Origin of the sequence: Enterobacter sp. RHBSTW-00994 (assembly GCF_013782625.1) — a bacterium.
Classification (GTDB): domain Bacteria; phylum Pseudomonadota; class Gammaproteobacteria; order Enterobacterales; family Enterobacteriaceae; genus Enterobacter.
Genome location: NZ_CP056199.1, coordinates 4,346,487 through 4,372,970, shown reverse-complemented (window position 1 = coordinate 4,372,970; position 26,484 = coordinate 4,346,487). Strand labels below are relative to the sequence as shown.

The window sequence follows — 26,484 nt, the reverse complement described above, 5'->3', positions numbered from 1 at the left end:
ATTGTTGGAGATAGAAAATGGCAAGATATTTGGGTCCTAAGCTCAAGCTGAGCCGTCGTGAGGGCACCGACTTATTCCTTAAGTCTGGCGTTCGCGCGATCGATACCAAGTGTAAAATTGAACAAGCTCCTGGCCAGCACGGTGCGCGTAAACCGCGTCTGTCTGACTATGGTGTGCAGTTGCGTGAAAAGCAGAAAGTTCGCCGTATCTACGGTGTGCTGGAACGTCAGTTCCGTAACTATTATAAAGAAGCAGCACGTCTGAAAGGCAACACAGGTGAAAACCTGCTGGCTCTGCTGGAAGGGCGTCTGGACAACGTTGTATACCGTATGGGCTTCGGCGCTACTCGTGCTGAATCACGCCAGTTGGTTAGCCACAAAGCAATCATGGTAAACGGTCGTGTTGTTAACATCGCTTCTTATCAGGTTAAAGCGAATGACGTTGTTAGCATTCGTGAGAAAGCGAAAAAGCAATCTCGCGTGAAAGCCGCTCTGGAGCTGGCTGAGCAGCGTGAAAAGCCAACCTGGCTGGAAGTTGATGCTGGCAAGATGGAAGGTACGTTCAAGCGTCAGCCGGAACGTTCTGATCTGTCTGCGGACATTAACGAACACCTGATCGTCGAGCTTTACTCCAAGTAAAGCTTAGTACCAAAGAGAGGACACAATGCAGGGTTCTGTGACAGAGTTTCTAAAACCGCGCCTGGTAGATATCGAGCAAGTGAGTTCGACGCACGCCAAGGTGACCCTTGAGCCTTTAGAGCGTGGCTTTGGCCATACTCTGGGTAACGCACTGCGCCGTATTCTGCTCTCATCGATGCCGGGTTGCGCGGTGACCGAGGTTGAGATTGATGGTGTACTTCATGAGTACAGCACCAAAGAAGGCGTTCAGGAAGATATCCTGGAAATCCTGCTCAACCTGAAAGGGCTGGCGGTGAGAGTTCAGGGGAAAGATGAAGTTATTCTTACTCTGAATAAATCTGGCATTGGCCCTGTGACTGCAGCCGACATCACCCACGACGGTGATGTTGAAATCGTCAAGCCGCAGCACGTGATCTGCCACCTGACCGATGAGAACGCAGCTATTAGCATGCGTATCAAAGTTCAGCGCGGTCGTGGTTATGTGCCGGCTTCTGCCCGAATTCATTCGGAAGAAGATGAGCGCCCAATCGGCCGTCTGCTGGTCGACGCATGCTATAGCCCTGTAGAGCGTATTGCCTACAATGTTGAAGCAGCGCGTGTAGAACAGCGTACCGACCTGGACAAGCTGGTCATCGAAATGGAAACCAACGGCACAATCGATCCTGAAGAGGCGATTCGTCGTGCGGCGACCATTCTGGCTGAACAACTGGAAGCTTTCGTTGATTTACGTGATGTACGTCAGCCGGAAGTCAAAGAAGAGAAACCAGAATTCGATCCGATCCTGCTGCGCCCTGTTGACGATCTGGAATTGACTGTCCGCTCTGCTAACTGCCTCAAGGCAGAAGCTATCCACTATATCGGTGATCTGGTACAGCGTACCGAGGTTGAGTTGCTGAAAACGCCGAACCTGGGTAAAAAATCTCTTACTGAGATTAAAGACGTGCTGGCTTCTCGTGGTTTGTCTCTGGGCATGCGCCTGGAAAACTGGCCACCAGCAAGCATTGCTGACGAGTAACCGGATCACAGGTTAAGGTTTTACTGAGAAGGATAAGGTCATGCGCCATCGTAAGAGTGGTCGTCAACTGAACCGCAACAGCAGCCATCGCCAGGCTATGTTCCGCAATATGGCAGGTTCACTGGTTCGTCATGAGATCATCAAGACGACCCTGCCTAAAGCGAAAGAGCTGCGTCGTGTAGTTGAGCCGCTGATTACTCTTGCCAAGACTGACAGCGTTGCAAATCGTCGTCTGGCATTCGCCCGCACTCGTGATAACGAGATCGTGGCAAAACTGTTTAACGAGCTGGGCCCGCGTTTCGCGAGCCGTGCCGGTGGTTACACTCGTATTCTGAAGTGTGGCTTCCGCGCAGGCGACAACGCTCCGATGGCTTACATCGAGCTGGTTGATCGTTCTGAGTCGAAAGCAGAAGCTGCTGCAGAGTAATCTGTAGTAACGTAAAAAGACCCGCTTCGGCGGGTTTTTTTATATCTCTCATATCTCCATCCCACTACAATGATTCTATCTTCTTGTTCCTCTCCTGGAGTCCATAATGTGGTTGCTCGATCAGTGGGCAGAACGCCATATCAGTGATGCCCAAAAAAAAGGTGAGTTTGATAATCTTCCGGGAACAGGTGCTCCGTTAGTGCTAGATGATGATTCGTGCGTTGCACCCGAGTTACGTTCAGGGTATCGCTTGTTGAAGAATGCAGGTTGCTTGCCACCGGAACTTGAACAGCGTAAAGAAGCTTTACTCCTTGGCGACATGATTAAAAGTCTCCGTAGCGATGACCCCCAACATGCAGAGTTGAGCCGAAGGCTGACATTGGTTGAGCTTAAACTGCGTCAGGCAGGTTTAGATACAGGCTTTCTGCATGGCGAATATTCAGAAAGGCTGATACATAAAATAAATGAGGAATAAGCATGTACCGAATTGGTGAACTTGCAAAGCTCGCGAATGTAACGCCTGATACCATTCGTTATTATGAAAAACAGCAGATGATCGATCACGAGGTGCGGACTGAAGGCGGTTTTCGTCTTTATACCGAAAACGATCTGCAGCGTCTTAAATTTATTCGTTATGCCAGACAACTTGGTTTCACTCTGGATTCGATACGTGAGTTGCTATCGATCCGTATTGATCCCGAGCACCATACGTGCCAGGAATCAAAAAGCATTGTTCAGGCCAGGTTGAACGAAGTTGAAGAGCGAATTCAGGAACTTCAAACTATGCAGCGTTCATTACAGCGTTTAAATGATGCATGCTGTGGCACTGCTCATAGCAGTATCTATTGCTCTATTCTGGAAGCGCTAGAGCAAGGAGCCAGCGGGTGTTGATTTTCAGCACACTCAGGTCTAGACTGCCGTCAACATGAATCCGATTCAGGAGAAACGATGAGTCGCTATAAACATACGAAAGGGCAAATCAAAGATAATGCGATTGAGGCCTTGCTCCATGACCCACTTTTTAGACAGCGGGTTGAGACGAATAAGAAAGGGAAAGGAAGTTATCTGAGAAAAGACAAACATGCAAAACGAGGTAACTGGGAGGTCAGTGGCAAAAAAGTGAATCACTTTTTTACCACTGGCCTTCTTGCTTTATCAATCTGATTAAGAACGATTATTTTGTTCTTTCAGAAGGTCTCTAATTTCAGAAAGCAGTAACTCTTCTTTTGTTGGGGCAGGTGCTGCTGCAGGTTCTTCTTTTTTACGATTGAGTTTGTTAATGAGCTTGATGGCCATAAAAATAGCAAACGCTACGATAACAAAATCAAATATGTTTTGAATGAACACGCCATAGTGCATTACTACTGCGGGAACGTCTCCCTGAGCATCTCGTAGCGTTACGGCAAATTGCTTGAAATCAATTCCCCCGATAAGAAGCCCTAAAGGTGGCATTATAATGTCGGCAACTAATGATGAGACGATCTTACCGAACGCAGCACCAATAATGACACCCACAGCCAAATCCACTACATTCCCGCGCATCGCAAATTCGCGAAATTCTTTAATAAAACTCATTATGTTCTCCTTGTGCTAGCTGACGATTATAAGTTTAACAAATGATTAGCTATTTGCCATTGGGGATAAATAATCGTTATGAAAAAATTAAGGCATATAGATTGGATGGTTAATGTTGAGGTGCCCAGATAAGAGCACCTCAACTATTACAGGAAGAATGGACTTGGTTGGAATAAACGTTCTACGTCGGTAATAAACTTTTTATCCGTAAGGAACATAATGACATGGTCACCTTGTTCGATACGTAAATTATCATTAGCGATCATGACATCATTACCCCGAACGACTGCTCCAATTATGGTTCCTGGCGGCAGTTTTATTTCATCAATGGACCGACCAACAACGCGCGATGTGGTTTCATCGCCATGTGCGACCGCTTCGATAGCTTCGGCGACACCGCGTCGAAGTGATGATACTCCAACAATATCAGCCTTACGTACATGGCTAAGCAGGGCCGAAATAGTGGCTTGTTGAGGAGAGATCGCAATATCAATGACGCTGCCCTGAACCAGGTCGACATAGGCACGACGTTGGATAAGCACCATGACTTTTTTTGCACCCATGCGTTTTGCCAGCATGGCTGACATGATGTTTGCTTCATCATCGTTGGTGACAGCAATGAAGAGATCTACTTGATCAATATGCTCTTCAGCCAGTAACTCTTGATCTGAGGCATCACCATAAAACACGATCGTGTTTTGTAACTTTTCTGCCAGTTCAGAGGCTCGCTGCTGATCGCGCTCGATCAACTTAACGCTGTAATCTTTTTCTAACCGCCGTGCCAGGCCCGCACCTATGTTGCCACCACCGACCAGCATGATGCGCTTGTAGGGTTTCTCAAGGCGTTGCAACTCACTCATGACGGCCCGGATATGCTGTGAGGCCGCAATAAAGAAGACTTCATCACCCGCTTCGACAATTGTTGATCCTTGTGGGCGGATGGGCCTGTCGTGACGGAAAATAGCAGCAACACGTGTATCAATATGCGGCATATGTTCGCGCATAGTGGAGAGTGCGTTACCGATCAATGGACCGCCATAATAGGCTTTAACAACGGCAAGACTGACTTTACCTTCGGCAAAATTAACAACCTGCAGAGCGCCAGGATATTCAATAAGACGATAGATACTATCGATAACCAACTGTTCTGGCGCAATAAGGTGGTCGATGGGAACGGCTTCTGAATTAAACAGCTTATCCGCATCCCGGACATAATCGGGTGAACGAATGCGGGCAATCCTGTTAGGTGTATTGAAGAGTGAGTAGGCCACCTGACAAGCCACCATATTGGTTTCGTCAGAACTGGTCACTGCAACCAGCATATCGGCATCGTCAGCACCGGCTTCACGTAGCACTCGCGGGTGTGAACCATGGCCCTGAACGACACGAAGATCGAACTTATCCTGCAAAACACGGAGACGATCGCCGTTAGTATCGACAATAGTGATGTCGTTATTTTCACCCACGAGGTTTTCGGCCAGCGTGCCGCCAACCTGTCCTGCACCCAGAATGATTATCTTCATAGTGTGTGACCTGTTCTCAACATCACTCTTTGATTAGCTTAGCGTAAAAGAAGCCGTCACCGTCTTCCTCACCAGGGAGGTTTTGCTGGCCTGGACGTTCTGGTGTACCCGTTTCATGGAGCCGGGCATCAGGCGTGCGCTTGAGGAACGCTGTAATTTGCTGACTGTTTTCTTCCGGTAAAACAGAACATGTTGCGTAGACCAGTGTGCCTCCTGGTTTCAGGTGGGGCCATATTGCGTCAAGAATTTCCGCTTGCAGTTGGGCAAGTTCGTTAATATCACGGTCACGGCGCAGCCATTTAATGTCTGGATGACGGCGGATCACTCCAGTCGCAGAGCAGGGAGCATCCAATAAAATACGATCAAATTGGATATTGCCACACCATTCAGTTGGTTTACGTCCGTCACCTTGCTTGACTTGCGCTTTTAATCCTAGACGTTTTAGGTTGTCGTATACGCGAGAGAGTCGTTGCTCATCGACGTCAACAGCCATTACGCTGGCTTGTGGGGCGACTTCCAGGATATGTGTCGTTTTCCCACCAGGTGCGGCGCAGAGATCGAGGATCTGCTCACCATTTTTTGGTTCAAGCCAGGTCATACAACCCTGGGCTGAAGCATCTTGCACAGTCACCCAGCCTTCTTCAAAGCCAGGCAATGCTTGTACAGGAACAGGAGAAGCTAAACGAACAGCGTCTGGATAAGCTTCATGTGTGAATCCACTCATTCCCGCGTCTTCCAGCAATGCAAGCCATGCGTCACGGGTTTGATGGTTGCGGTTAACGCGCAACCACATCGGTGGACGCTGGTTATTGGCCTCGGCAATTGCTTGCCATTCTTGTGGATAGGCTTTTTTAAGGCGCTTCAGAAGCCAGTCAGGGTGCAGGAAGCGGTTTTCTGTCTGGGCAAATTCGGTCAACAATTCTTCTTGTTGGCGCTGAAACTGGCGCAACACACCGTTGATCAAGCCTTTTAGCTGAGGTCGTTTAATCGCGACCGCACCTTCGACGGTTTCTGCCAGCGCAGCATGGGGAGGAATACGCGTGTAAAGAAGTTGGTAGAAGCCGACCATGATCAAATAATGAATCGTACGCTGTTTGCCCGTCATCGGACGCGACATCAGCTTACTAACCAACCAATCAAGCTGTGAAAGTGTGCGCAGGACGCCAAAGCACAACTCCTGGAGGAGTGCTTTGTCTTTATCCGAAACTTTTTGTTGTAGTGGAGGAAGGACATTACTCAATGATTGCCCTTGCTCGATGACTTTTTCAATGGCCTGTGCCGTCAGGCTGCGTAGATTTTGTTTTTTCATAACCGTAAAAATAAAAATGCCCGGAAACTCCGGGCCTTAAGGATAAATGAGTTCAGGCAAGACTAAGGCCGGGAACAAACCATTCACGACGGGAATTTAATAGATCCTGGGCACTCATCGCTTTCTTTCCGGCAGGTTGCAGTGACTCAAGGTTCAAGATACCCTCAGCCGTAGCGACCTGTATACCGTGTTTGTTAGCATCAATGATCGTTCCAGGCTCTTTGGCTGAATGTCCTTCGATGACAGAGGCTTTCCAGACTTTAACCGGCTGACCATCAATCATGATCCAACTCATTGGCCATGGATTAAAGGCGCGAATGCAACGTTCAAGCTGCACTGCGGATAGCGACCAGTCTATCTGAGCCTCATCCTTGCTCAGTTTCTCTGCGTAGGTAACGAGAGCTTCATCCTGAACTTCAGGTTGTGCTGTATTACTCGCCAGCTGTTGTAACGTCTCAATGAGACCCTGTGGACCAAGTCCTGCCAGTTTATCGTATAGAGTGGCACTTGTGTCTTCTGCTGTAATTGGGCACGCCAGTTTATAGAGCATGTCCCCTGTGTCGAGACCTACGTCCATCTTCATGATAGTGACGCCAGTTTCTGTATCTCCTGCCCAAAGAGATCGCTGGATTGGCGCAGCACCTCGCCAGCGAGGGAGCAAAGAGCCGTGCACGTTGATGCAACCCAGACGTGGCATATCAAGAACGGCTTTTGGAAGAATTAAACCGTAAGCCACTACCACCATGACATCGGCGTTCAGGTTGGCAACCCGTTCCTGATTTTCCTGAGGGCGCAATGACACAGGCTGGAGCACGGGTAATCCATGCTCTTCTGCTAACATTTTCACCGGGCTCGGCATCAGTTTTTTACCACGACCAGCAGGGCGATCGGGCTGAGTAAACACGCCAACAATCTGGTGACCAGAAGATAACAGCGCCTCAAGATGACGCGCTGCAAAATCAGGGGTTCCCGCGAAGATAATACGTAGCTTTCTAGACACGTTATTCCTTGTATCCTTGAATGTTATGCGCGAGAACGCATGCGATCCAGTTTCTCTACTTTTTGGCGGATGCGCTGCTGTTTCAGTGGAGAGAGATAATCGATAAATAGCTTACCAACCAGATGATCCATCTCATGCTGAATACAAATCGCCAGAAGGTCATCGGCTTCAAGTTCGAACGGATTTCCGTCGCGATCAAGTGCCCGAATTTTTACCTTTTCCGCACGAGGTACTAAAGCTCTCTGTTCAGGAATAGACAGACAGCCTTCTTCTATTCCTGTTTCACCGCTTTTTTCGAGCAGTTCAGGATTAATTAATACCAGACGGTCTTCGCGATTCTCAGAAACGTCGATCACGATAATACGCTTGTGAATGTCCACCTGGGTTGCCGCAAGACCAATACCTTCTTCGGCATACATAGTATCGAACATATCATCGACGATACGCTGAATGTCTGCATTCACTTCTTTAACCGGTTCAGCGACGATGCGAAGGCGCTCGTCCGGGATATGTAACACTTGCAAAACTGCCATAAATTTCCAGAGTCGTGTTCAGGAGTTGATGAGAATATTACCTCTATTCTAGACAAATCCCCCTTCGATTGACAGCATCGGTGACCAATCGCAAAGATTGCTGAGGCTGCTTATGGCAGGGAAAAGGATGACATCTACAGAGATATGGTTACGGCTGATAAACATAGATGCGCTATGTGGTGATGTGATGCTATGCGTTGCACAACGACTGCTTTGTCAGACGACCATTGATGACACTACAGTCAGAGAGGCGGGGCTATCTGCCAGGCAGACCAAAAGATTCTTCGCACTCAGTCAGTATGAGCTTGAACGGAGTTTAATTTGGCTCGAGCAACCGGGTAATCATCTACTACTTGCATGTAGCCCACTTTATCCTCCTTTATTACGAGCGATTCCCGATTACCCAGGGGCGATCTTTGTGAAAGGCCATGTTGATGTACTTAATAGCTTACAGTTGGCCGTTGTGGGCAGCCGTGCGCCGTCCTGGTATGGTGAAAGATGGGGGCGAATTTTCTGCGAGCAATTGGCTCAATGTGGTTTTACGATTACCAGTGGTCTGGCGTGTGGTATTGATGGTGTTTCCCACAGCGCCGCGCTTACGGCCAAGGGGCGAAGTGTCGCTGTATTAGGTAATGGACTTTTTAGTGTTTACCCGCGTAGACATGCCTTCCTGGCGGAACATATTGTTGCCTCTGAAGGGGCTATCGTTTCTGAATTCTCGCTCGCGACACCGCCCAGACCCGGAAATTTCCCTCGCCGTAATCGTATTATTAGTGGTCTTAGCCGGGGTGTTCTGGTGGTTGAGGCTGCTGTGCGCAGCGGGTCACTTGTCACTGCGAGATGTGCGCTTGAACAGGGGCGTGAGGTTTTTGCTTTACCCGGCCCTGTCGGAAACCCAGGTTGTGAAGGACCGCACTGGCTGATTAAGCAAGGCGCTACGCCAGTAACGAACACTGAAGATATACTCGAAAATTTGCGATACGGCTTAAATTGGTTGCCAGATGAACCTGAAAAGCGACTTTATTCATCAGATCAGGAGGAGGTGGCATTGCCATTTCCGAAGCTCCTGGCTAACGTAGGAGATGAGGTAACACCTGTTGACGTTGTCGCTGAACGTGCCGGCCAACCTGTGCCAGTAACGGTAGCACAGCTACTCGAACTGGAGTTAGCAGGGTGGATCGCAGCTGTACCCGGCGGCTATGTCCGATTGAGGAGGGCAAGCCATGTTCGACGTACTGATGTATTTGTTTGAAACTTACATCCATAACGAAGCAGAAATGCGCGTGGATCAGGACAAATTGACACGGGACCTTACTGATGCGGGATTCGAACGGGAAGATATCTATAATGCGTTAATATGGCTTGAGAAACTGGCTGATTATCAGGAAGGCCTCGCCGAACCGATGCAGCTTGCTTCCGATCCACTGTCTGTACGTATTTATACAGCTGAAGAGTGTGAAAGGCTGGATGCCAGCTGCCGAGGATTCATCTTATTCCTTGAGCAGATACAGGTGCTAAACCTCGAAACGCGAGAAATGGTGATAGAGCGCGTCATGGCGCTGGATACGGCAGAATTTGAGCTGGAAGACCTTAAATGGGTGATCCTGATGGTTCTGTTCAATATACCCGGCTGTGAAAATGCCTATCAGCAAATGGAAGAATTACTCTTTGAAGTGAATGAAGGTATGCTTCACTGATTCAATGTGTCGCACCAAGAGTTGTTATGGCCAAATCAGCACTGTTCACGGTGCATAAAAATGAGCCCTGCCCACAATGTGGGGCTGAGCTTGTCATTCGGTCCGGGAAACACGGTCCGTTTCTCGGTTGTTCGCATTATCCGGAATGTGACTATGTCCGTCCCCTGAAAAGTCAGGCGGACGGACATATCGTTAAAATTCTGGAGGGGCAAGTTTGTCCACTATGTGGTAGTGACTTAGCTCTGCGCCAGGGCCGCTTTGGTATGTTTATCGGGTGTAGTCACTACCCAGAGTGTGGGCATACAGAACAAATTGATAAACCAGATGAAACGGCCATCACGTGCCCGCAATGTCAGAGGGGGCAACTGGTACAACGTCGTTCTCGTTTTGGTAAGACCTTCCATTCATGCGATCGCTATCCTGAATGCCAGTTTGTTATCAATTTCAAACCGGTAGCGGGTGTCTGCTCTTATTGTGACTATCCGCTGCTTATCGAGAAGAAAACAGCACAGGGAGTGAAATGCTTCTGTGCCAGTAAACAATGTGGAAAGCCGGTTCCGGCGGATCAAACCAGTGAATAAAAACCTGCCATCAGGCTCCATCGCATATGCTGTGGACGTTCTGAAAAATGAAGAAGTCATCGCTTATCCAACTGAAGCTGTTTTTGGAGTCGGATGCGACCCTGACAGTGAAACGGCAGTTGACCGTTTGCTTGAACTAAAACAGAGGCCGGTTGAAAAGGGCCTGATTCTGATTGCTGCCAATTATGAGCAACTCAAACCTTATATTGATGACTCCATGCTAACACCGGCTCAGCGAGAAACGATCTTTTCAGCATGGCCAGGGCCTGTGACATTCGTGTTCCCGGCGCAAGCGACGACGCCTCGCTGGTTAACTGGTCGCTTTGATTCCCTTGCGGTTCGGGTAACGGATCATCCGCTGGTGGTTGAATTGTGTCTGGCATTTGGTAAGCCTTTGGTATCAACCAGTGCTAATCTTACGGGCCTGCCTCCTTGTAGAACAACTCAGGAAGTACTGGCGCAGTTTGGTGATGATTTCCCCGTTGCTTCAGGAGAAACGGGGGGGCGTCTGAATCCATCGGAAATTAGAGATGCCTTGACCGGTGAGCGTTTTCGCCAGGGGTAAATAATGGAAACTTATGCCGTTTTTGGTAACCCAATAGCACACAGTAAATCGCCGTTAATCCATCAAATGTTTGCGAAACAGTTGCAGATCAGCCATCCCTATGGGCGGGTATTAGCGCCAATTGATGGGTTCGTTGCCTCTCTGGATACCTTTTTCGACGAGGGTGGGAAAGGGGCAAATGTGACAGTACCTTTTAAAGAGGAAGCATTTGAACGAGCTGATGAGCTTACAGAGCGAGCGTCTCTTGCGGGTGCGGTGAACACCCTTAAACGGCTTGAAGATGGTCGCTTGCTCGGTGATAACACCGATGGGATTGGGCTACTCAGCGATTTAGAACGACTGTCCTTCATAAAGCCAGGTTTCAGGATATTGCTGATTGGTGCTGGTGGGGCGTCTCGGGGAGTATTGCTTCCACTGTTATCACTTGATTGCGCTGTCACGATGACCAATCGAACATTTTCCAGAGCCGAAGAGTTGGCGGCGTTGTTTGCACATACTGGCAGCGTTAGCGCTGTCGCACTTGATGATCTTGCTGGTCATGAGTTCGATCTTGTCATTAATGCAACGTCCAGCGGTATGAGTGGAGAGGTTCCCGCTATTCCTGCCTCGCTAGTGAATACTCATGTTTTCTTCTACGACATGTTCTATCAGAAAGGAAAGACGCCTTTCCTTTACTGGTGCGAACAACATGGAGCAAAACATCTGGCTGATGGTCTGGGTATGCTGGTTGGGCAGGCTGCACATGCGGTGCTGCTCTGGCATGGCGTTATGCCAGCAATTGAACCTGTTATCGAAAAACTGAAACAGGAACTGTCGATGTGAATCAGGCTATTCACTTTCCCGACAGAGAGAGTTGGGATGAAAGCAGAAACGCTGTCTGTTTCCCGGTTCTGGTTCACGGGATTCAACTTACTTGTGCAATAGGTGGCGAAACACTGCTACATCGTTTTGGTGGTTCAAACCCATTAGCGGTGTTTTGCGAAAATCGCTGGGATCTGGAAGAGGAAGCCAGCGACTTAATCCGCAATCAGCAGGAAGACGATCAGGGCTGGGTCTGGTTGTCCTGATCCAGATAGTCATTCTTCCATTTAACGTAGTTATTCGCTGAGTATTTCAATCCTTCGATTTCCGTCTCTTTTAAGGGGCGGATTTGTTTTACTGGGCTGCCTAAATAAAGATAACCGCTTTCAAGACGCTTATTCTGCGGTACAAGGCTTCCGGCTCCAATCATTACATCATCTTCCACGATGACACCATCCAGCAAAATCGATCCCATACCAACAAGTACCCTGTTACCGATCGTGCAGCCATGTAACATTACTTTATGACCGATGGTGACATCTTCACCGACGATAAGCGGATTGCCTTCAGGATTATGTGAGGATTTGTGGGTCACGTGCAGAACACTGCCGTCCTGAATATTGGTACGAGCACCAATTGCCACATAATTAACATCTCCCCTGATCGCAACGAGTGGCCAGATGCTGACATCGTCGGCCATTCGAACATCACCAATGACCACGCTACTGGTATCGATCATTACGCGATCGCCTTTTTGGGGGTGCAGATCTTTATAAGGACGTAATACTGCAGACATATCTACCTCAACAGATGAACGGTATACCGAAGACTTTGATCATATTATGGGATCCAGACAAGGTAAAATACGTCAATATTTAAGCAGGTCGGGCGGTATTTCAGCGAAAAGCGCGGAAAATCAGCAGTCAGAAAAAAAGATCTAAAAAATGCTTGTGCTAAAAAATGGGATCCCTATAATGCGCCTCCATCGACACGGCGGATGTGAATCACTTCACAAACAATCCGGTCGGTTGAAGAGAAAAATCCTGAAATAACGGGTTGACTCTGAAAGAGGAAAGCGTAATATACGCCACCTCGCGACAGAGCGCTAAAGCGCGTCGCACCTGCTCTTTAACAATTTATCAGACAATCTGTGTGGGCACTCAAAGTGACATGGATTCTTGACGTCGCAAGACGAAAAATGAATACCAAGTCTCTGAGTGAACATACGTAATTCATTACGAAGTTTAATTCACGAGCATCAAACTTAAATTGAAGAGTTTGATCATGGCTCAGATTGAACGCTGGCGGCAGGCCTAACACATGCAAGTCGGGCGGTAACACAGGGAGCTTGCTCCCGGGTGACGAGCGGCGGACGGGTGAGTAATGTCTGGGAAACTGCCTGATGGAGGGGGATAACTACTGGAAACGGTAGCTAATACCGCATAATGTCGCAAGACCAAAGAGGGGGACCTTCGGGCCTCTTGCCATCAGATGTGCCCAGATGGGATTAGCTAGTAGGTGGGGTAATGGCTCACCTAGGCGACGATCCCTAGCTGGTCTGAGAGGATGACCAGCCACACTGGAACTGAGACACGGTCCAGACTCCTACGGGAGGCAGCAGTGGGGAATATTGCACAATGGGCGCAAGCCTGATGCAGCCATGCCGCGTGTATGAAGAAGGCCTTCGGGTTGTAAAGTACTTTCAGCGGGGAGGAAGGCGTTGTGGTTAATAACCACAGCGATTGACGTTACCCGCAGAAGAAGCACCGGCTAACTCCGTGCCAGCAGCCGCGGTAATACGGAGGGTGCAAGCGTTAATCGGAATTACTGGGCGTAAAGCGCACGCAGGCGGTCTGTCAAGTCGGATGTGAAATCCCCGGGCTCAACCTGGGAACTGCATTCGAAACTGGCAGGCTAGAGTCTTGTAGAGGGGGGTAGAATTCCAGGTGTAGCGGTGAAATGCGTAGAGATCTGGAGGAATACCGGTGGCGAAGGCGGCCCCCTGGACAAAGACTGACGCTCAGGTGCGAAAGCGTGGGGAGCAAACAGGATTAGATACCCTGGTAGTCCACGCCGTAAACGATGTCGACTTGGAGGTTGTTCCCTTGAGGAGTGGCTTCCGGAGCTAACGCGTTAAGTCGACCGCCTGGGGAGTACGGCCGCAAGGTTAAAACTCAAATGAATTGACGGGGGCCCGCACAAGCGGTGGAGCATGTGGTTTAATTCGATGCAACGCGAAGAACCTTACCTACTCTTGACATCCACGGAATTTAGCAGAGATGCTTTAGTGCCTTCGGGAACCGTGAGACAGGTGCTGCATGGCTGTCGTCAGCTCGTGTTGTGAAATGTTGGGTTAAGTCCCGCAACGAGCGCAACCCTTATCCTTTGTTGCCAGCGGCTAGGCCGGGAACTCAAAGGAGACTGCCAGTGATAAACTGGAGGAAGGTGGGGATGACGTCAAGTCATCATGGCCCTTACGAGTAGGGCTACACACGTGCTACAATGGCATATACAAAGAGAAGCGACCTCGCGAGAGCAAGCGGACCTCATAAAGTATGTCGTAGTCCGGATTGGAGTCTGCAACTCGACTCCATGAAGTCGGAATCGCTAGTAATCGTAGATCAGAATGCTACGGTGAATACGTTCCCGGGCCTTGTACACACCGCCCGTCACACCATGGGAGTGGGTTGCAAAAGAAGTAGGTAGCTTAACCTTCGGGAGGGCGCTTACCACTTTGTGATTCATGACTGGGGTGAAGTCGTAACAAGGTAACCGTAGGGGAACCTGCGGTTGGATCACCTCCTTACCTTAAAGAACCTGCCTTTGTAGTGTCCACACAGATTGTCTGATGAATGATGAACTTCTGAATGTACTTTCGAGTGCATTAAGAAGTTTTGCTCTTTAAAAATCTGGATCAAGCTGAAAATTGAAACGACACACTGTGTCTGTTCTCCGTAATAAGAACAGATGAAAGTGTGTCCGAGTCTCTCAAATTTTCGCAATTTGATGATGAATCGAAAGAAACATCTTCGGGTTGTGAGGTTAAGCGACTAAGCGTACACGGTGGATGCCCTGGCAGTCAGAGGCGATGAAGGACGTGCTAATCTGCGAAAAGCGTCGGCGAGGTGATATGAACCTTTGACCCGGCGATGTCCGAATGGGGAAACCCAGTGCAATTCGTTGCACTATCGTTAACTGAATACATAGGTTAACGAGGCGAACCGGGGGAACTGAAACATCTAAGTACCCCGAGGAAAAGAAATCAACCGAGATTCCCCCAGTAGCGGCGAGCGAACGGGGAGCAGCCCAGAGTCTGAATCAGCAGGTGTGTTAGTGGAACGGTCTGGAAAGTCCGGCGGTACAGGGTGATAGTCCCGTACACAAAAACGCATCTGGTGTGAACTCGAAGAGTAGGGCGGGACACGTGGTATCCTGTCTGAATATGGGGGGACCATCCTCCAAGGCTAAATACTCCTGACTGACCGATAGTGAACCAGTACCGTGAGGGAAAGGCGAAAAGAACCCCGGCGAGGGGAGTGAAAAAGAACCTGAAACCGTGTACGTACAAGCAGTGGGAGCCTCTTTATGGGGTGACTGCGTACCTTTTGTATAATGGGTCAGCGACTTATATTCTGTAGCAAGGTTAACCGAATAGGGGAGCCGAAGGGAAACCGAGTCTTAACTGGGCGTTAAGTTGCAGGGTATAGACCCGAAACCCGGTGATCTAGCCATGGGCAGGTTGAAGGTTGGGTAACACTAACTGGAGGACCGAACCGACTAATGTTGAAAAATTAGCGGATGACTTGTGGCTGGGGGTGAAAGGCCAATCAAACCGGGAGATAGCTGGTTCTCCCCGAAAGCTATTTAGGTAGCGCCTCGTGAACTCATCTTCGGGGGTAGAGCACTGTTTCGGCTAGGGGGCCATCCCGGCTTACCAACCCGATGCAAACTACGAATACCGAAGAATGTTATCACGGGAGACACACGGCGGGTGCTAACGTCCGTCGTGAAGAGGGAAACAACCCAGACCGCCAGCTAAGGTCCCAAAGTCATGGTTAAGTGGGAAACGATGTGGGAAGGCACAGACAGCCAGGATGTTGGCTTAGAAGCAGCCATCATTTAAAGAAAGCGTAATAGCTCACTGGTCGAGTCGGCCTGCGCGGAAGATGTAACGGGGCTAAACCATGCACCGAAGCTGCGGCAGCGACACTATGTGTTGTTGGGTAGGGGAGCGTTCTGTAAGCCGTTGAAGGTGTCCTGTGAGGGATGCTGGAGGTATCAGAAGTGCGAATGCTGACATAAGTAACGATAATGCGGGTGAAAAGCCCGCACGCCGGAAGACCAAGGGTTCCTGTCCAACGTTAATCGGGGCAGGGTGAGTCGACCCCTAAGGCGAGGCCGAAAGGCGTAGTCGATGGGAAACAGGTTAATATTCCTGTACTTGGTGTTACTGCGAAGGGGGGACGGAGAAGGCTATGTTAGCCGGGCGACGGTTGTCCCGGTTTAAGCATGTAGGCGGAGAGTTTAGGTAAATCCGGACTCTTTTAACGCTGAGGTGTGATGACGAGGCACTACGGTGCTGAAGTAACAAATGCCCTGCTTCCAGGAAAAGCCTCTAAGCATCAGGTAACACGAAATCGTACCCCAAACCGACACAGGTGGTCAGGTAGAGAATACCAAGGCGCTTGAGAGAACTCGGGTGAAGGAACTAGGCAAAATGGTGCCGTAACTTCGGGAGAAGGCACGCTGATATGTAGGTGAAGCCCCTGCGGGTGGAGCTGAAATCAGTCGAAGATACCAGCTGGCTGCAACTGTTTATTAAAAACACAGCACTGTGCAAACACGAAAGTGGACGTATACGGTGTGACGCCTGCCCGGTGCCGGAAGGTTAATTGATGGGGTCAGCGGCAACGCGAAGCTCTTGATCGAAGCCCCGGTAAACGGCGGCCGTAACTATAACGGTCCTAAGGTAGCGAAATTCCTTGTCGGGTAAGTTCCGACCTGCACGAATGGCGTAATGATGGCCAGGCTGTCTCCACCCGAGACTCAGTGAAATTGAACTCGCTGTGAAGATGCAGTGTACCCGCGGCAAGACGGAAAGACCCCGTGAACCTTTACTATAGCTTGACACTGAACACTGGTCCTTGATGTGTAGGATAGGTGGGAGGCTTTGAAGCGTGGACGCCAGTCTGCGTGGAGCCGCCCTTGAAATACCACCCTTTAATGGCTGGTGTTCTAACGTGGACCCGTGATCCGGGTTGCGGACAGTGTCTGGTGGGTAGTTTGACTGGGGCGGTCTCCTCCCAAAGAGTAACGGAGGAGCACGAAGGTTAGCTAATCCTGGTCGGACATCAGGAGGTTAGTGCAATGGCATAAGCTAGCTTGACTGCGAGAGTGACGGCTCGAGCAGGTGCGAAAGCAGGTCATAGTGATCCGGTGGTTCTGAATGGAAGGGCCATCGCTCAACGGATAAAAGGTACTCCGGGGATAACAGGCTGATACCGCCCAAGAGTTCATATCGACGGCGGTGTTTGGCACCTCGATGTCGGCTCATCACATCCTGGGGCTGAAGTAGGTCCCAAGGGTACGGCTGTTCGCCGTTTAAAGTGGTACGCGAGCTGGGTTTAGAACGTCGTGAGACAGTTCGGTCCCTATCTGCCGTGGGCGCTGGAGAATTGAGGGGGGCTGCTCCTAGTACGAGAGGACCGGAGTGGACGCATCACTGGTGTTCGGGTTGTCATGCCAATGGCATTGCCCGGTAGCTAAATGCGGAAGAGATAAGTGCTGAAAGCATCTAAGCACGAAACTTGCCCCGAGATGAGTTCTCCCTGACCCTTTAAGGGTCCTGAAGGAACGTTGAAGACTACGACGTTGATAGGTCGGGTGTGTAAGCGTAGCGATACGTTGAGCTAACCGATACTAATGAACCGTGAGGCTTAACCTTACAACGCCGAAGATGTTTTGGCGAAAGAGACATGATAATCAGCCTGATACAGATAATATTAGCCGGCGAAAGCGGGTTAATGAACAGAATTTGCCTGGCGGCTTTAGCGCGGTGGTCCCACCTGACCCCATGCCGAACTCAGAAGTGAAACGCCGTAGCGCCGATGGTAGTGTGGGGTCTCCCCATGTGAGAGTAGGGAACTGCCAGGCATCAAATTTAGCGTGCTGATATGGCTCAGTTGGTAGAGCGCACCCTTGGTAAGGGTGAGGTCCCCAGTTCGACTCTGGGTATCAGCACCACTTTATACGTAGGTTGAAGTTCGGCAATAGTAAAAGAATTTGTCTGGCGGCTTTAGCGCGGTGGTCCCACCTGACCCCATGCCGAACTCAGAAGTGAAACGCCGTAGCGCCGATGGTAGTGTGGGGTCTCCCCATGTGAGAGTAGGGAACTGCCAGACATCAAATAAGTGAGAAGGCCATCCTTTCGGATGGCCTTTTTGCGTTTTTGCAATACAGAAATATCATCGTAGGCCCGGTAAGCGAACGCCTCCGGGCAACGAAATTATTAATGAATAACCTGTGACAGGAATGCTCGAGTACGTTCTGACTTAGGATGAGCAAAGAATTCGTCTGGCGGTGCTTGCTCAACAATTTCCCCGCGATCCATAAAGATCACCCGATCCGCCACCGTTCTGGCAAACCCCATCTCATGCGTCACACAGAGCATGGTCATCCCGGACTGTGCCAGTCCAATCATAGTATCCAGTACCTCTTTCACCATTTCCGGATCGAGGGCGGATGTAGGCTCATCAAACAGCATAATCTTTGGCTTCATGCATAATGAGCGAGCTATCGCTACACGCTGCTGTTGGCCGCCTGATATCTGGCCTGGAAACTTATTGGCATGTTCAGCAATTCGTACACGTTCCAGGTAGTGCATCGCCAGTGCTTCGGCTTCCTTTTTAGGCATTTTTTGAACCCAGATAGGCGCCAGCGTACAGTTCTGCAAAACGCTCAGATGTGGGAACAAGTTAAAATGCTGGAATACCATCCCAACTTCCTGACGTACGCGTTCGATATTACGAATATCCTCATTCAATTCGATACCATCGACAACAATACGTCCCTGCTGATGCTCCTCAAGGTGGTTAATACAGCGAATTGTTGTTGATTTCCCTGAACCTGAAGGCCCGCAAAGAACAATTCGCTCTCCTTGTTTTACCTTCAAATTGATATCTTTCAGTACGTGAAACTGTCCGTACCATTTATTGACGTTTTCCAGCGTAATCATCGCGTCGGCAGGTGTCATAGTAATCTGGCTCATAATATCCTCAGTGCGGTGTACGCCCGGTGTTAAAGCGCTTTTCCAGATGCTGGCTGTAGCGCGACATGCTAAAACAGAAAATCCAGTAAACGAGTGCAGCAAAGACATAACCTTCGGTCGACATGCCCAGCCAGACGGGATCCACGGTGGCTTGTTGCACACTGCTGAAGAGATCGAACAATCCGATAATAATCACCAGACTGGTGTCCTTGAAGAGTGCAATGATGGTATTCACTAATCCTGGAATGACTAACTTGAGTGCCTGCGGCAATATCACCAACCCTTGAGTTTTCCAGTAACCAAGTGCCAATGACTCGGCTGCTTCATACTGACCTTTAGGCAAGGCCTGAAGACCACCACGCACGACTTCGGCAACATAGGCGGACTGGAAAAGAATGACCCCGACAAGGGCACGGATCAGCTTATCGATCGTCGTACCTTCAGCCATAAACAAAGGCAACATAACGGAAGACATAAACAGAACCGTAATGAGCGGCACACCGCGCCAGAACTCGATAAAGATAACGGAAAGCACGCGTACGACCGGCATTTTTGACCGACGACCAAGTGCCAGCAAAATGCCCCATGGCAGTGCACCGGCTATCCCCACAGAGGCGATAATGAGCGTCAGTGTTAAGCCGCCCCACTGACGTGTTTCGACTCGCTCCAGTCCCAGGAAGCCTCCATACAGCAAAATCCACACAATAATCGGATAGGCAACAGCCCAACAGGCTATATAGCGCCCACGATATGGCAGCGTTTTCCAGAACATTGGTGTGATTGATAGCAGGCCGATAACCAGCGCCAGGTTGATCCGCCAACGTTGTTCGTGTGGGTACAATCCATACATGAATTGACCAAAACGTTCATGGATGAATACCCAGCATGCCCCGGCTTTTGTACAGTCGGCACGGGTTGAGCCTATCCAGTTGGCCTGCAAAAACGCCCAGTTTACTAACGGCGGGATCAGTTCCCACATTAGCCACAAACACACAATGGTGAGCAGGCTGTTACTCCAGCTGGAAAACAGATTTTTGCGCGCCCACACGATGAAACGCCCACCGCCAGATCTGGCAGGACGCGAAGGGTGAGACAATATCGCTTTTGTCATCATGGCTCCTTAGCGCTCAATCAATGCGATGCGACGGTTATAAATGTTCATCAACAATGAAATTGCCAGACTGATGATCAGATAGACAGACATTGTGATGGCGATGGTTTCAATCGCTTGCCCGGTCTGGTTAAGTACGGTTCCGGCGAACAGTGAGACCATATCGGGATAGCCAATGGCAGCTGCCAGTGATGAGTTTTTGACGATGTTGAGATACTGGCTGGTGAGTGGAGGAATAATGACGCGTAGCGCTTGCGGAATAATCACCTGGCGAAGCGTCACTGTATTTGGCAACCCCAGGGAGCGAGCTGCCTCATGCTGACCGTAAGGAACAGCCTGAATTCCCGAGCGGATAATTTCGGCAATAAATGCAGAGGTGTAGATCGATAGTGCCAGTGTAAGAGCCGCCAGCTCAGGGATAAGTACCATTCCACCCTGGAAATTGAAACCGCGTAAGTGCGGGATATCCCAGTGAAGGGCTGCGCCAAAAATCCAGTGGGTTAATAAGGGTAAGCCAATGATAAGAGCTGCTGCTGTTGGCCATGTCTTACGAAGTTGGCCGGTTTTAATCTGATGTTTACGGTTATAACGAAAAACCCCTGCTGAAATGGTGAGAGCAATGGCGATGGCAATGATAAACGCAAACAGTCCTTCAGCAATCTGAGGTGAGGGGATATATAGCCCGCGATTGCTCAGGTAAAAAAGGTCAAAAGCATCCACTGCCTGGCGTGGGCCTGGGAGGTTACGCAATACAGCGAAGTACCAAAAAAATATCTGTAGCAGTGGAGGAACATTACGAAACGTTTCGATGTAAATTGTCGACAGTTTTCTTAATAACCAGTTTTCAGATAACCGAGCCAGTCCGATGAAAAATCCGAGCACCGAAGCGAACACAATACAGAGCGCTGAGACTAACAGTGTATTCAGCAAACCGACCACGAATACGCGGGCGTAAGTATCTCCTTCCTGATAATCGATAAGGTGTTGGACAATACCAAAACCCGCACTGCGATCCAGGAACGCAAAGCCGGACGTAATGCCGCGATTACTCAGATTAGTAACGGTGTTGTGGATTAAATAAATGGCGACAGCCACAACGGCGACGATGGCAATAATCTGGAATAGCCAGGCGCGGACCGCAGGATGAGAAAAGGATAATGATCCTTTTACGGCAAAGCGGCGATGGGACATAAAGAAACCTCGGTAACCATGACTCTGGACTGGGCACTGCATGTGCAGTGCCCGTTACAGCTCGATACTTAACGTACTGGCGGTGCGTACTGAATGCCGCCGTTATTCCAGAGATTGTTCTGGCCACGTTTGATCTTCAGCGGGCTTTCCGATCCTACGTTGCGCTCAAAGATCTCAGAGTAGTTGCCAACCTGTTTGATGATGTTATAGGCCCACTTATTGTCCAGTTTAAGATCCTTGCCGAAATCACCTTCTTTACCCAGAAGGTGAGCCATATCAGGATTTGAAGGATTAGCTGTTTTTTCATCGACGTTTTTCGAGTTGATCCCCATTTCTTCGGCGTTCAACATGGCAAACAAGGTCCAGCGTACAATGGAGAACCAGTCTTCGTCGCCGCGGCGGACAACAGGGCCGAGAGGCTCTTTGGAAATCACTTCAGGTAATACAATCCACTCAGCAGGATTGCTCAATTTGATACGCAAGGCATACAGCTGAGACTGGTCTGATGCCAGCGTATCGCAGCGCCCGGATTCCAGTGCTTTTGCGGATTCGTCAGAGCGATCGAAGGTGACTGGCGTGTACTTCATCTTGTTCGCTTTAAAATAGTCAGCGACGTTCAGTTCTGTGTCTGTACCAGCCTGAATACAAACCGTCGCGCCATCCAGTTCTTTAGCGCTTTTCAGGCCAGCTTTGTTGTGGGTAAGAAAACCGATACCGTCATAGTAGGTGACACCGGTAAATGACATGCCCATACCAGCGTCACGAGAAGAGGTCCAGGTGGTATTGCGGGAGAGCATATCAACTTCACCAGATTGCAGTGCAGTGAAGCGTTCTTTCGCCGTCAACGGGGTATATTTTACTTTGCTGTCATCACCGAACACGGCTGCTGCAACACCACGGCACACATCAACATCAATACCGGTAAATTTGCCGTTGGCGTCGGCATAAGAGAAGCCAGGTAACCCGTCACTGATCCCGCACTGCACAAAGCCCTTCTTTTTTACGGCATCAAGTGTCGTGCCCGCGTGGGCCTGACTGGCTACAGCAAACAACACGCCCGCGGCGGCCAGGCTGGCTATCATCGTCTTTTTCATAATGCATCCTGTGTGGCGAAATTTATCGTTATAGAGGCGTTTTAAAACGCTTTGACCTGTCTGTGGCATTGGCCAACGTATATAAAGCAAACGTAATGCCAGGTTTTACGTTCAACAAAATAAGAGATAATTGAACGCATAATGCAGAGTGTAGACATGGTTAAATAAATCGAGCGCCCCGAAATGGTGCGAAATGACAACCTGCGCCACAAATTAGAGCAAAAGTTTTCTGAAGTATTAGGCGAAAACAATAGATGATTTCGGACGTGAATATTGGCAGGGTATTTAATGTGATTAATATGTGAAAATCATCACGATGGAATGTAAAAACTAAATGGATACATAAAAAAGGTGTGATGGTAATCAGAATTGAATTATTCGTCAGGAATAATTCAGGGCTATTTTTTTACTTATCTGAAAATGCTGCACTATTTCAAAGCAACACCTATTTACAACAGCAGAAAGCAAAAGCGCGGGCAATGCCGCGCTTTCTGAAGTGTGAATTCACGCCCTGGACGTTACTTGGTCAATGCGACGATACCTAATGTCAGGCCTGCGAGGGCAGCTGCACCACCGGCGATTGCACCTGCTGTTTCCCAGTTATCCTGGGTTGTGCCTTTCATGCAGGTGTTGGTATGAACAAGCCTGCCCTGATCGTCGTATACCGGTACACATGGAGAATCGTGCGCGCAACCAGCAAGCAGCGCAGCGAGAAGTGCAACGGAAATGAATCTTTTCATGATGTTACCTCAGTATTTTCTCTCATTCGCTTTAAAACCGGGAGAGCAATTAGCGAATTTGTGGCTATTTTACCATTGTGGTACGCCAGCGTTGCACGAGGAATAATCTCAAATTATGTGGATTGTAAAAATCGTGGAGGAAATCGGGATTGCAGATTAATTAGTGGAGAAAATATGAAGTTATGAGAATTTTCAATCAGACTTAATGTAAATACTGCTGGGTTTTATTTGTTATAGATAATCTCAATAACGGGTCGCGGTGGTCAAAATGAAAAGGCACGGTGAGTGCCTTTTCGTCATGTATTAATCCTGATGACGTGTAAACCGACGTCTGACAACCACAAAGAATACCGGCACGAAGAAAATGGCGAGAAGCGTTGCAGATAACATTCCCCCCATTACACCTGTCCCGACGGCATTTTGTGCTCCGCTGCCGGCACCACTGCTTATCACCAGTGGCATGACACCAAGAATAAATGCCAATGAAGTCATCAGGATTGGGCGAAGACGCATCCTTGATGCTTCCAGAGTGGCTTCGACAATGCCTTTGCCTTCTTTCTCCATCAGGTCCTTAGCAAACTCAACAATCAGGATGGCATTCTTGGCCGATAATCCGATTGTGGTGAGCAGACCGACCTGGAAATAAACGTCATTATTCAACCCGCGTAACGAGGCTGCGAGAAGTGCACCGATAACCCCTAAAGGCACGACCAGCATTACGGAGAACGGAATAGACCAGCTTTCATAAAGTGCAGCCAGACATAAGAACACCACCATCAGTGAAATGGCATACAGTGCGGGAGCCTGGTTGCCGGAGAGGCGTTCCTGGTAAGACATGCCTGTCCAGTCATATCCAATGCCTGAAGGCAGTTTTGATGCAAGGCTTTCCATCATCGCCATGGCCTCGCCGGTACTCTTACCTGGGGCGGATTCGCCGAGGATCTCCATGGATGGCATCCCATTGTAACGTTCCAGTCGCGGTGAACCTGAAACCCAGTGAGCGTTGCTAAAGGCAGAAAAAGGGACCATTTCACCGTTTGCACTGCGTACATAGAGTGTGTTGATGTCGCCAGGCAGCATACGAAAGCGGGCGTCGGCCTGAACATAGACTTTTTTCACTCGACCATGATCGATAAAGTCATTTACATAGGTTCCGCCTAATGACGTTGAGATCGTCTGATTAATATCAGACAGGCTCACACCCAGTGCTTGCGCCTTCTCTTGATCAACATCCAGTTTGAATTGTGGCGTATCCTCCAGACCGTTAGGACGTACACGGACCAGCAGGTCAGGATGATCTTTTACCATGCCAAGCAACTGATTTCTTGCTTGTGTAAGTTGTGTATGCCCCAGGTTCGCCTGGTCAATGAGTTCAAAATCAAACCCGGTTGCCGTTCCCAGTTCGATAATCGCGGGCAGATTAAACGGAAAGACTAAACCATCTTTTATCTGGCTAAACGCTTTCATCGCACGGCCTACAATTGCCTCAACACCGTTTTTACTACCAGGACGTTCTTCCCAGGGTTTTAGGCTCACAAAGGCGATACCTGAGTTTTGCCCCTGGCCGCTAAAGCTAAAACCGTTAACAGTGAAGACCGACTCAACATTCTCCTTTTCTTTGCTCAGATAATAATCCTGAACCTGATCGAGAACTTGCTGTGTACGTGTCTGCGTTGCCCCTGCGGGTAGCTGAACCATGGTCATAAATACACCCTGATCCTCTTCTGGCAGGAAGGAGGTTGGTAAACGCAGGAACAATACAGCCATGCCGCCAACGATAACCACATAGACCAGTAAGTAGCGACCCGTTTTACGTAAAATACCGCTGACGCTGTTGCTGTAATGGTTCACGCTCTTTTCAAAGAGGGCGTTGAACCAGCCAAAGAAGCCGCCTTTTTTGTCGTGATGTTCATTGGTAACGGGCTTAAGCAAGGTTGCACATAACGCTGGTGTCAGAATTAGGGCAACTAAAACAGACAGCGCCATGGCGGAAACAATCGTGAGTGAGAACTGGCGATAGATCGCGCCTGTCGACCCGCCAAAAAAGGCCATCGGGATAAATACGGCAGAGAGCACCATCGCGATACCGACCAGTGCGCCCTGAATTTGCTCCATGGACTTCTGCGTTGCCTCTTTTGGTGGCAGTTTATCTTCAACCATCACACGTTCGACGTTTTCGACAACCACAATGGCATCATCGACGAGCAGACCGATTGCCAGCACCATCCCAAACATCGTCAGGGTGTTGATGGAGAAACCAAACGCGGCCAACACGGCAAATGTCCCGAGCAGTACAACCGGAACTGCGATTGTGGGAATGAGCGTCGCACGCAGATTTTGCAGGAACAGGTACATCACCAGGAAGACGAGAATGATGGCTTCGAAGAGTGTTTTTACTACTTCATGAATCGAGATTTTCACAAAGGGAGTTGTATCGTACGGATAAACAACTTTCAGTCCCTGTGGGAAGAACGGTTGCAACTGGGCAAGTTTAGTTTTGATTGCTGCAGCGGTATCCAGTGCGTTAGCCCCTGTCGCCAGCTTAATCCCCAGCCCCGTTGCCGCCTGACCATTGATTTTGGTGACCATGTTGTAGTTTTCGCCACCCAGCTCAATGCGGGCCACATCCTTCAGATGCACCATAGAGCCGTCCTGGTTTACCTTTAGCGTCACACGGCCAAACTCTTCCGGTGTTTTTAAACGGGTCTGGGCAATGATAGAGGCGTTTAACTGCTGCCCAGGTACTGAAGGTGTCCCGCCCAACTGTCCTGCAGCAATCTGATTATTCTGCGTTTTTAGCTGGTTGATAACATCCAGCGGCGTTAACTGGTACTTATTCAACGCATTACTGTCGAGCCAGATACGCATCGCATATTGCGCACCAAATAATTGAACATCACCGACACCTGTTGTACGGCTGATAGCATCCTTGACGTTGGAGGCAACGTAATCGGAGATATCATCCTGCGTCAGATTTTTATTGTCCGACACAAAGCCTGCAACCAGCAGGAAGCTACTGCTGGATTTCTCCACGCCGATCCCCTGCTGCTGTACTTCCTGTGGCAGCAACGGCATGGCGAGCTGAAGCTTGTTCTGAACCTGAACCTGGGCGATATCCGGATCGGTTCCCGACTGGAAGGTGAGTGTTATGGTGACGCTACCGGATGCATCGCTGGTGGATGACATGTACATCAGGTTATCGATACCGTTCATGTTCTGTTCGATAACCTGTGTAACGGTATCCTGCACGGTTTGGGCATCAGCACCAGGATAGGTTGCCGTTACAGCCACAGCAGGCGGTGCAATGGTTGGATACTGGGCGACTGGTAGTTTCAGAATTGCCAGTCCACCGGCGATCATCAGGATGATGGCGAGCACCCACGCAAAAACGGGCCTTTGAATAAAGAAATTAGCCAT

General features: G+C 49.4%; 24 protein-coding genes, 1 tRNA gene and 4 rRNA genes. 17 read left to right on the top strand and 12 right to left on the bottom strand.

Annotated elements, in window-relative coordinates; translation table 11 throughout:
• Positions 1 to 17 precede the first annotated feature (17 nt).
• From rpsD to HV346_RS20825, 6 genes are all read left to right on the top strand, one after another.
• The gene (gene rpsD, locus HV346_RS20850) at positions 18 to 638 is read left to right on the top strand and encodes a 30S ribosomal protein S4 (protein WP_003863314.1); all 621 of its coding nucleotides are present in this window, start codon (positions 18 to 20) and stop codon (positions 636 to 638) included.
• 25 nt (positions 639 to 663) lie between these two features.
• On the top strand, positions 664 to 1,653 hold the full coding sequence (rpoA, locus tag HV346_RS20845) for a DNA-directed RNA polymerase subunit alpha (RefSeq protein ID WP_002919219.1): 990 nt from the start codon (positions 664 to 666) through the stop codon (positions 1,651 to 1,653).
• A gap of 40 nt (positions 1,654 to 1,693) precedes the next feature.
• A complete protein-coding gene (gene rplQ / locus HV346_RS20840) occupies positions 1,694 to 2,080 on the top strand; it encodes a 50S ribosomal protein L17 (protein WP_001216372.1) in 387 nt (128 codons plus the stop codon).
• A gap of 106 nt (positions 2,081 to 2,186) precedes the next feature.
• Complete coding sequence (locus HV346_RS20835) at positions 2,187 to 2,555, top strand: DUF1992 domain-containing protein (protein WP_181621063.1); 369 nt, start codon at positions 2,187 to 2,189, stop codon at positions 2,553 to 2,555.
• A gap of 2 nt (positions 2,556 to 2,557) precedes the next feature.
• Positions 2,558 to 2,971 carry a Zn(2+)-responsive transcriptional regulator gene (gene zntR, locus HV346_RS20830; RefSeq protein WP_181621062.1) on the top strand — a complete coding sequence of 138 codons (414 nt, stop codon included), beginning with the start codon at positions 2,558 to 2,560 and terminating at the stop codon, positions 2,969 to 2,971.
• Between the two features lie 57 nt (positions 2,972 to 3,028).
• The gene (locus HV346_RS20825) at positions 3,029 to 3,244 is read left to right on the top strand and encodes an alternative ribosome-rescue factor A (RefSeq protein ID WP_181621061.1); all 216 of its coding nucleotides are present in this window, start codon (positions 3,029 to 3,031) and stop codon (positions 3,242 to 3,244) included.
• Here HV346_RS20825 and mscL read toward each other — a convergent pair whose 3' ends face one another.
• The 5 genes from mscL to def all read right to left on the bottom strand — a co-directional run bounded on the left by mscL (position 3,245) and on the right by def (position 8,020).
• Positions 3,245 to 3,655 (bottom strand): large-conductance mechanosensitive channel protein MscL, encoded by a 411-nt coding sequence (gene mscL, locus HV346_RS20820; RefSeq protein WP_181621060.1) that lies wholly within the window; start codon positions 3,653 to 3,655, stop codon positions 3,245 to 3,247.
• Between the two features lie 146 nt (positions 3,656 to 3,801).
• A complete protein-coding gene (gene trkA / locus HV346_RS20815) occupies positions 3,802 to 5,178 on the bottom strand; it encodes a Trk system potassium transporter TrkA (RefSeq protein WP_181621059.1) in 1,377 nt (458 codons plus the stop codon).
• A 22-nt stretch (positions 5,179 to 5,200) separates the two neighbouring features.
• Positions 5,201 to 6,487 (bottom strand): 16S rRNA (cytosine(967)-C(5))-methyltransferase RsmB, encoded by a 1,287-nt coding sequence (gene rsmB, locus HV346_RS20810; RefSeq protein ID WP_181621058.1) that lies wholly within the window; start codon positions 6,485 to 6,487, stop codon positions 5,201 to 5,203.
• Positions 6,488 to 6,539: 52 nt separating this feature from the next.
• Positions 6,540 to 7,487 carry a methionyl-tRNA formyltransferase gene (gene fmt, locus HV346_RS20805; RefSeq protein WP_181621056.1) on the bottom strand — a complete coding sequence of 316 codons (948 nt, stop codon included), beginning with the start codon at positions 7,485 to 7,487 and terminating at the stop codon, positions 6,540 to 6,542.
• Positions 7,488 to 7,510: 23 nt separating this feature from the next.
• Positions 7,511 to 8,020 (bottom strand): peptide deformylase, encoded by a 510-nt coding sequence (gene def / locus HV346_RS20800; protein WP_181621054.1) that lies wholly within the window; start codon positions 8,018 to 8,020, stop codon positions 7,511 to 7,513.
• Between the two features lie 127 nt (positions 8,021 to 8,147).
• Here def and dprA point away from each other — a divergent pair, with 127 nt between their 5' ends.
• Genes dprA through HV346_RS20770 form a run of 6 tightly spaced genes read left to right on the top strand, consistent with a single transcriptional unit; the run spans position 8,148 to position 11,930 of the window.
• On the top strand, positions 8,148 to 9,272 hold the full coding sequence (gene dprA / locus HV346_RS20795; protein WP_181621052.1) for a DNA-protecting protein DprA: 1,125 nt from the start codon (positions 8,148 to 8,150) through the stop codon (positions 9,270 to 9,272).
• Positions 9,244 to 9,717: a DUF494 family protein Smg gene (smg, locus tag HV346_RS20790; protein ID WP_181621051.1), complete on the top strand. Its 474-nt coding sequence runs from the start codon at positions 9,244 to 9,246 to the stop codon at positions 9,715 to 9,717. The genes dprA and smg overlap by 29 nt, the downstream gene beginning before the upstream one ends.
• A 26-nt stretch (positions 9,718 to 9,743) precedes the next feature.
• Positions 9,744 to 10,298, top strand: coding sequence for a type I DNA topoisomerase (locus HV346_RS20785; RefSeq protein WP_181621050.1), 555 nt, complete (start codon positions 9,744 to 9,746; stop codon positions 10,296 to 10,298).
• A complete protein-coding gene (gene tsaC, locus HV346_RS20780; RefSeq protein ID WP_181621048.1) occupies positions 10,291 to 10,863 on the top strand; it encodes an L-threonylcarbamoyladenylate synthase type 1 TsaC in 573 nt (190 codons plus the stop codon). The genes HV346_RS20785 and tsaC overlap by 8 nt, the downstream gene beginning before the upstream one ends.
• Before the next feature lie 3 nt (positions 10,864 to 10,866).
• A complete protein-coding gene (aroE, locus tag HV346_RS20775; RefSeq protein WP_181621047.1) occupies positions 10,867 to 11,685 on the top strand; it encodes a shikimate dehydrogenase in 819 nt (272 codons plus the stop codon).
• Positions 11,682 to 11,930, top strand: a complete 249-nt coding sequence (locus HV346_RS20770; protein WP_181621046.1) for a DUF1488 domain-containing protein — start codon at positions 11,682 to 11,684, stop codon at positions 11,928 to 11,930. The genes aroE and HV346_RS20770 overlap by 4 nt, the downstream gene beginning before the upstream one ends.
• Here HV346_RS20770 and HV346_RS20765 read toward each other — a convergent pair.
• Positions 11,906 to 12,460 carry a gamma carbonic anhydrase family protein gene (locus HV346_RS20765; RefSeq protein ID WP_181621045.1) on the bottom strand — a complete coding sequence of 185 codons (555 nt, stop codon included), beginning with the start codon at positions 12,458 to 12,460 and terminating at the stop codon, positions 11,906 to 11,908. The two genes, HV346_RS20770 and HV346_RS20765, sit on opposite strands and share 25 nt — an antisense overlap.
• Before the next feature lie 470 nt (positions 12,461 to 12,930).
• Between HV346_RS20765 and HV346_RS20760 the strand changes: the two genes are divergently transcribed.
• The 5 genes from HV346_RS20760 to rrf (HV346_RS20740) all read left to right on the top strand — a co-directional run bounded on the left by HV346_RS20760 (position 12,931) and on the right by rrf (HV346_RS20740) (position 18,065).
• Positions 12,931 to 14,470, top strand: a 16S ribosomal RNA gene (locus HV346_RS20760).
• Between the two features lie 234 nt (positions 14,471 to 14,704).
• Positions 14,705 to 17,608: ribosomal RNA gene (locus HV346_RS20755) — 23S ribosomal RNA — on the top strand.
• A 93-nt stretch (positions 17,609 to 17,701) separates the two neighbouring features.
• Positions 17,702 to 17,817 (top strand): 5S ribosomal RNA (gene rrf / locus HV346_RS20750).
• Between the two features lie 14 nt (positions 17,818 to 17,831).
• Positions 17,832 to 17,907: transfer RNA gene (locus HV346_RS20745), tRNA-Thr, on the top strand.
• A 42-nt stretch (positions 17,908 to 17,949) separates the two neighbouring features.
• A 5S ribosomal RNA gene (gene rrf, locus HV346_RS20740) occupies positions 17,950 to 18,065 on the top strand.
• Together the 16S, 23S and 5S rRNA genes with 1 tRNA gene alongside form the textbook arrangement of a ribosomal RNA operon.
• A 107-nt stretch (positions 18,066 to 18,172) precedes the next feature.
• On the opposite strand, the gene HV346_RS20735 is transcribed toward rrf (HV346_RS20740), so the two are convergent.
• From HV346_RS20735 to HV346_RS20710, 6 genes are all read right to left on the bottom strand, one after another.
• A complete protein-coding gene (locus tag HV346_RS20735; protein WP_181621044.1) occupies positions 18,173 to 18,931 on the bottom strand; it encodes an amino acid ABC transporter ATP-binding protein in 759 nt (252 codons plus the stop codon).
• Between the two features lie 7 nt (positions 18,932 to 18,938).
• Positions 18,939 to 20,042 (bottom strand): amino acid ABC transporter permease, encoded by a 1,104-nt coding sequence (locus tag HV346_RS20730; RefSeq protein ID WP_181621043.1) that lies wholly within the window; start codon positions 20,040 to 20,042, stop codon positions 18,939 to 18,941.
• Positions 20,043 to 20,051: 9 nt separating this feature from the next.
• Positions 20,052 to 21,233, bottom strand: coding sequence for an amino acid ABC transporter permease (locus HV346_RS20725; RefSeq protein ID WP_181621042.1), 1,182 nt, complete (start codon positions 21,231 to 21,233; stop codon positions 20,052 to 20,054).
• A 68-nt stretch (positions 21,234 to 21,301) separates the two neighbouring features.
• The gene (locus tag HV346_RS20720; protein ID WP_181621041.1) at positions 21,302 to 22,327 is read right to left on the bottom strand and encodes an amino acid ABC transporter substrate-binding protein; all 1,026 of its coding nucleotides are present in this window, start codon (positions 22,325 to 22,327) and stop codon (positions 21,302 to 21,304) included.
• Positions 22,328 to 22,845: 518 nt separating this feature from the next.
• On the bottom strand, positions 22,846 to 23,067 hold the full coding sequence (locus HV346_RS20715) for a lipoprotein (RefSeq protein ID WP_181621040.1): 222 nt from the start codon (positions 23,065 to 23,067) through the stop codon (positions 22,846 to 22,848).
• Between the two features lie 303 nt (positions 23,068 to 23,370).
• Positions 23,371 to 26,484: an efflux RND transporter permease subunit gene (locus HV346_RS20710; RefSeq protein WP_181621039.1), complete on the bottom strand. Its 3,114-nt coding sequence runs from the start codon at positions 26,482 to 26,484 to the stop codon at positions 23,371 to 23,373.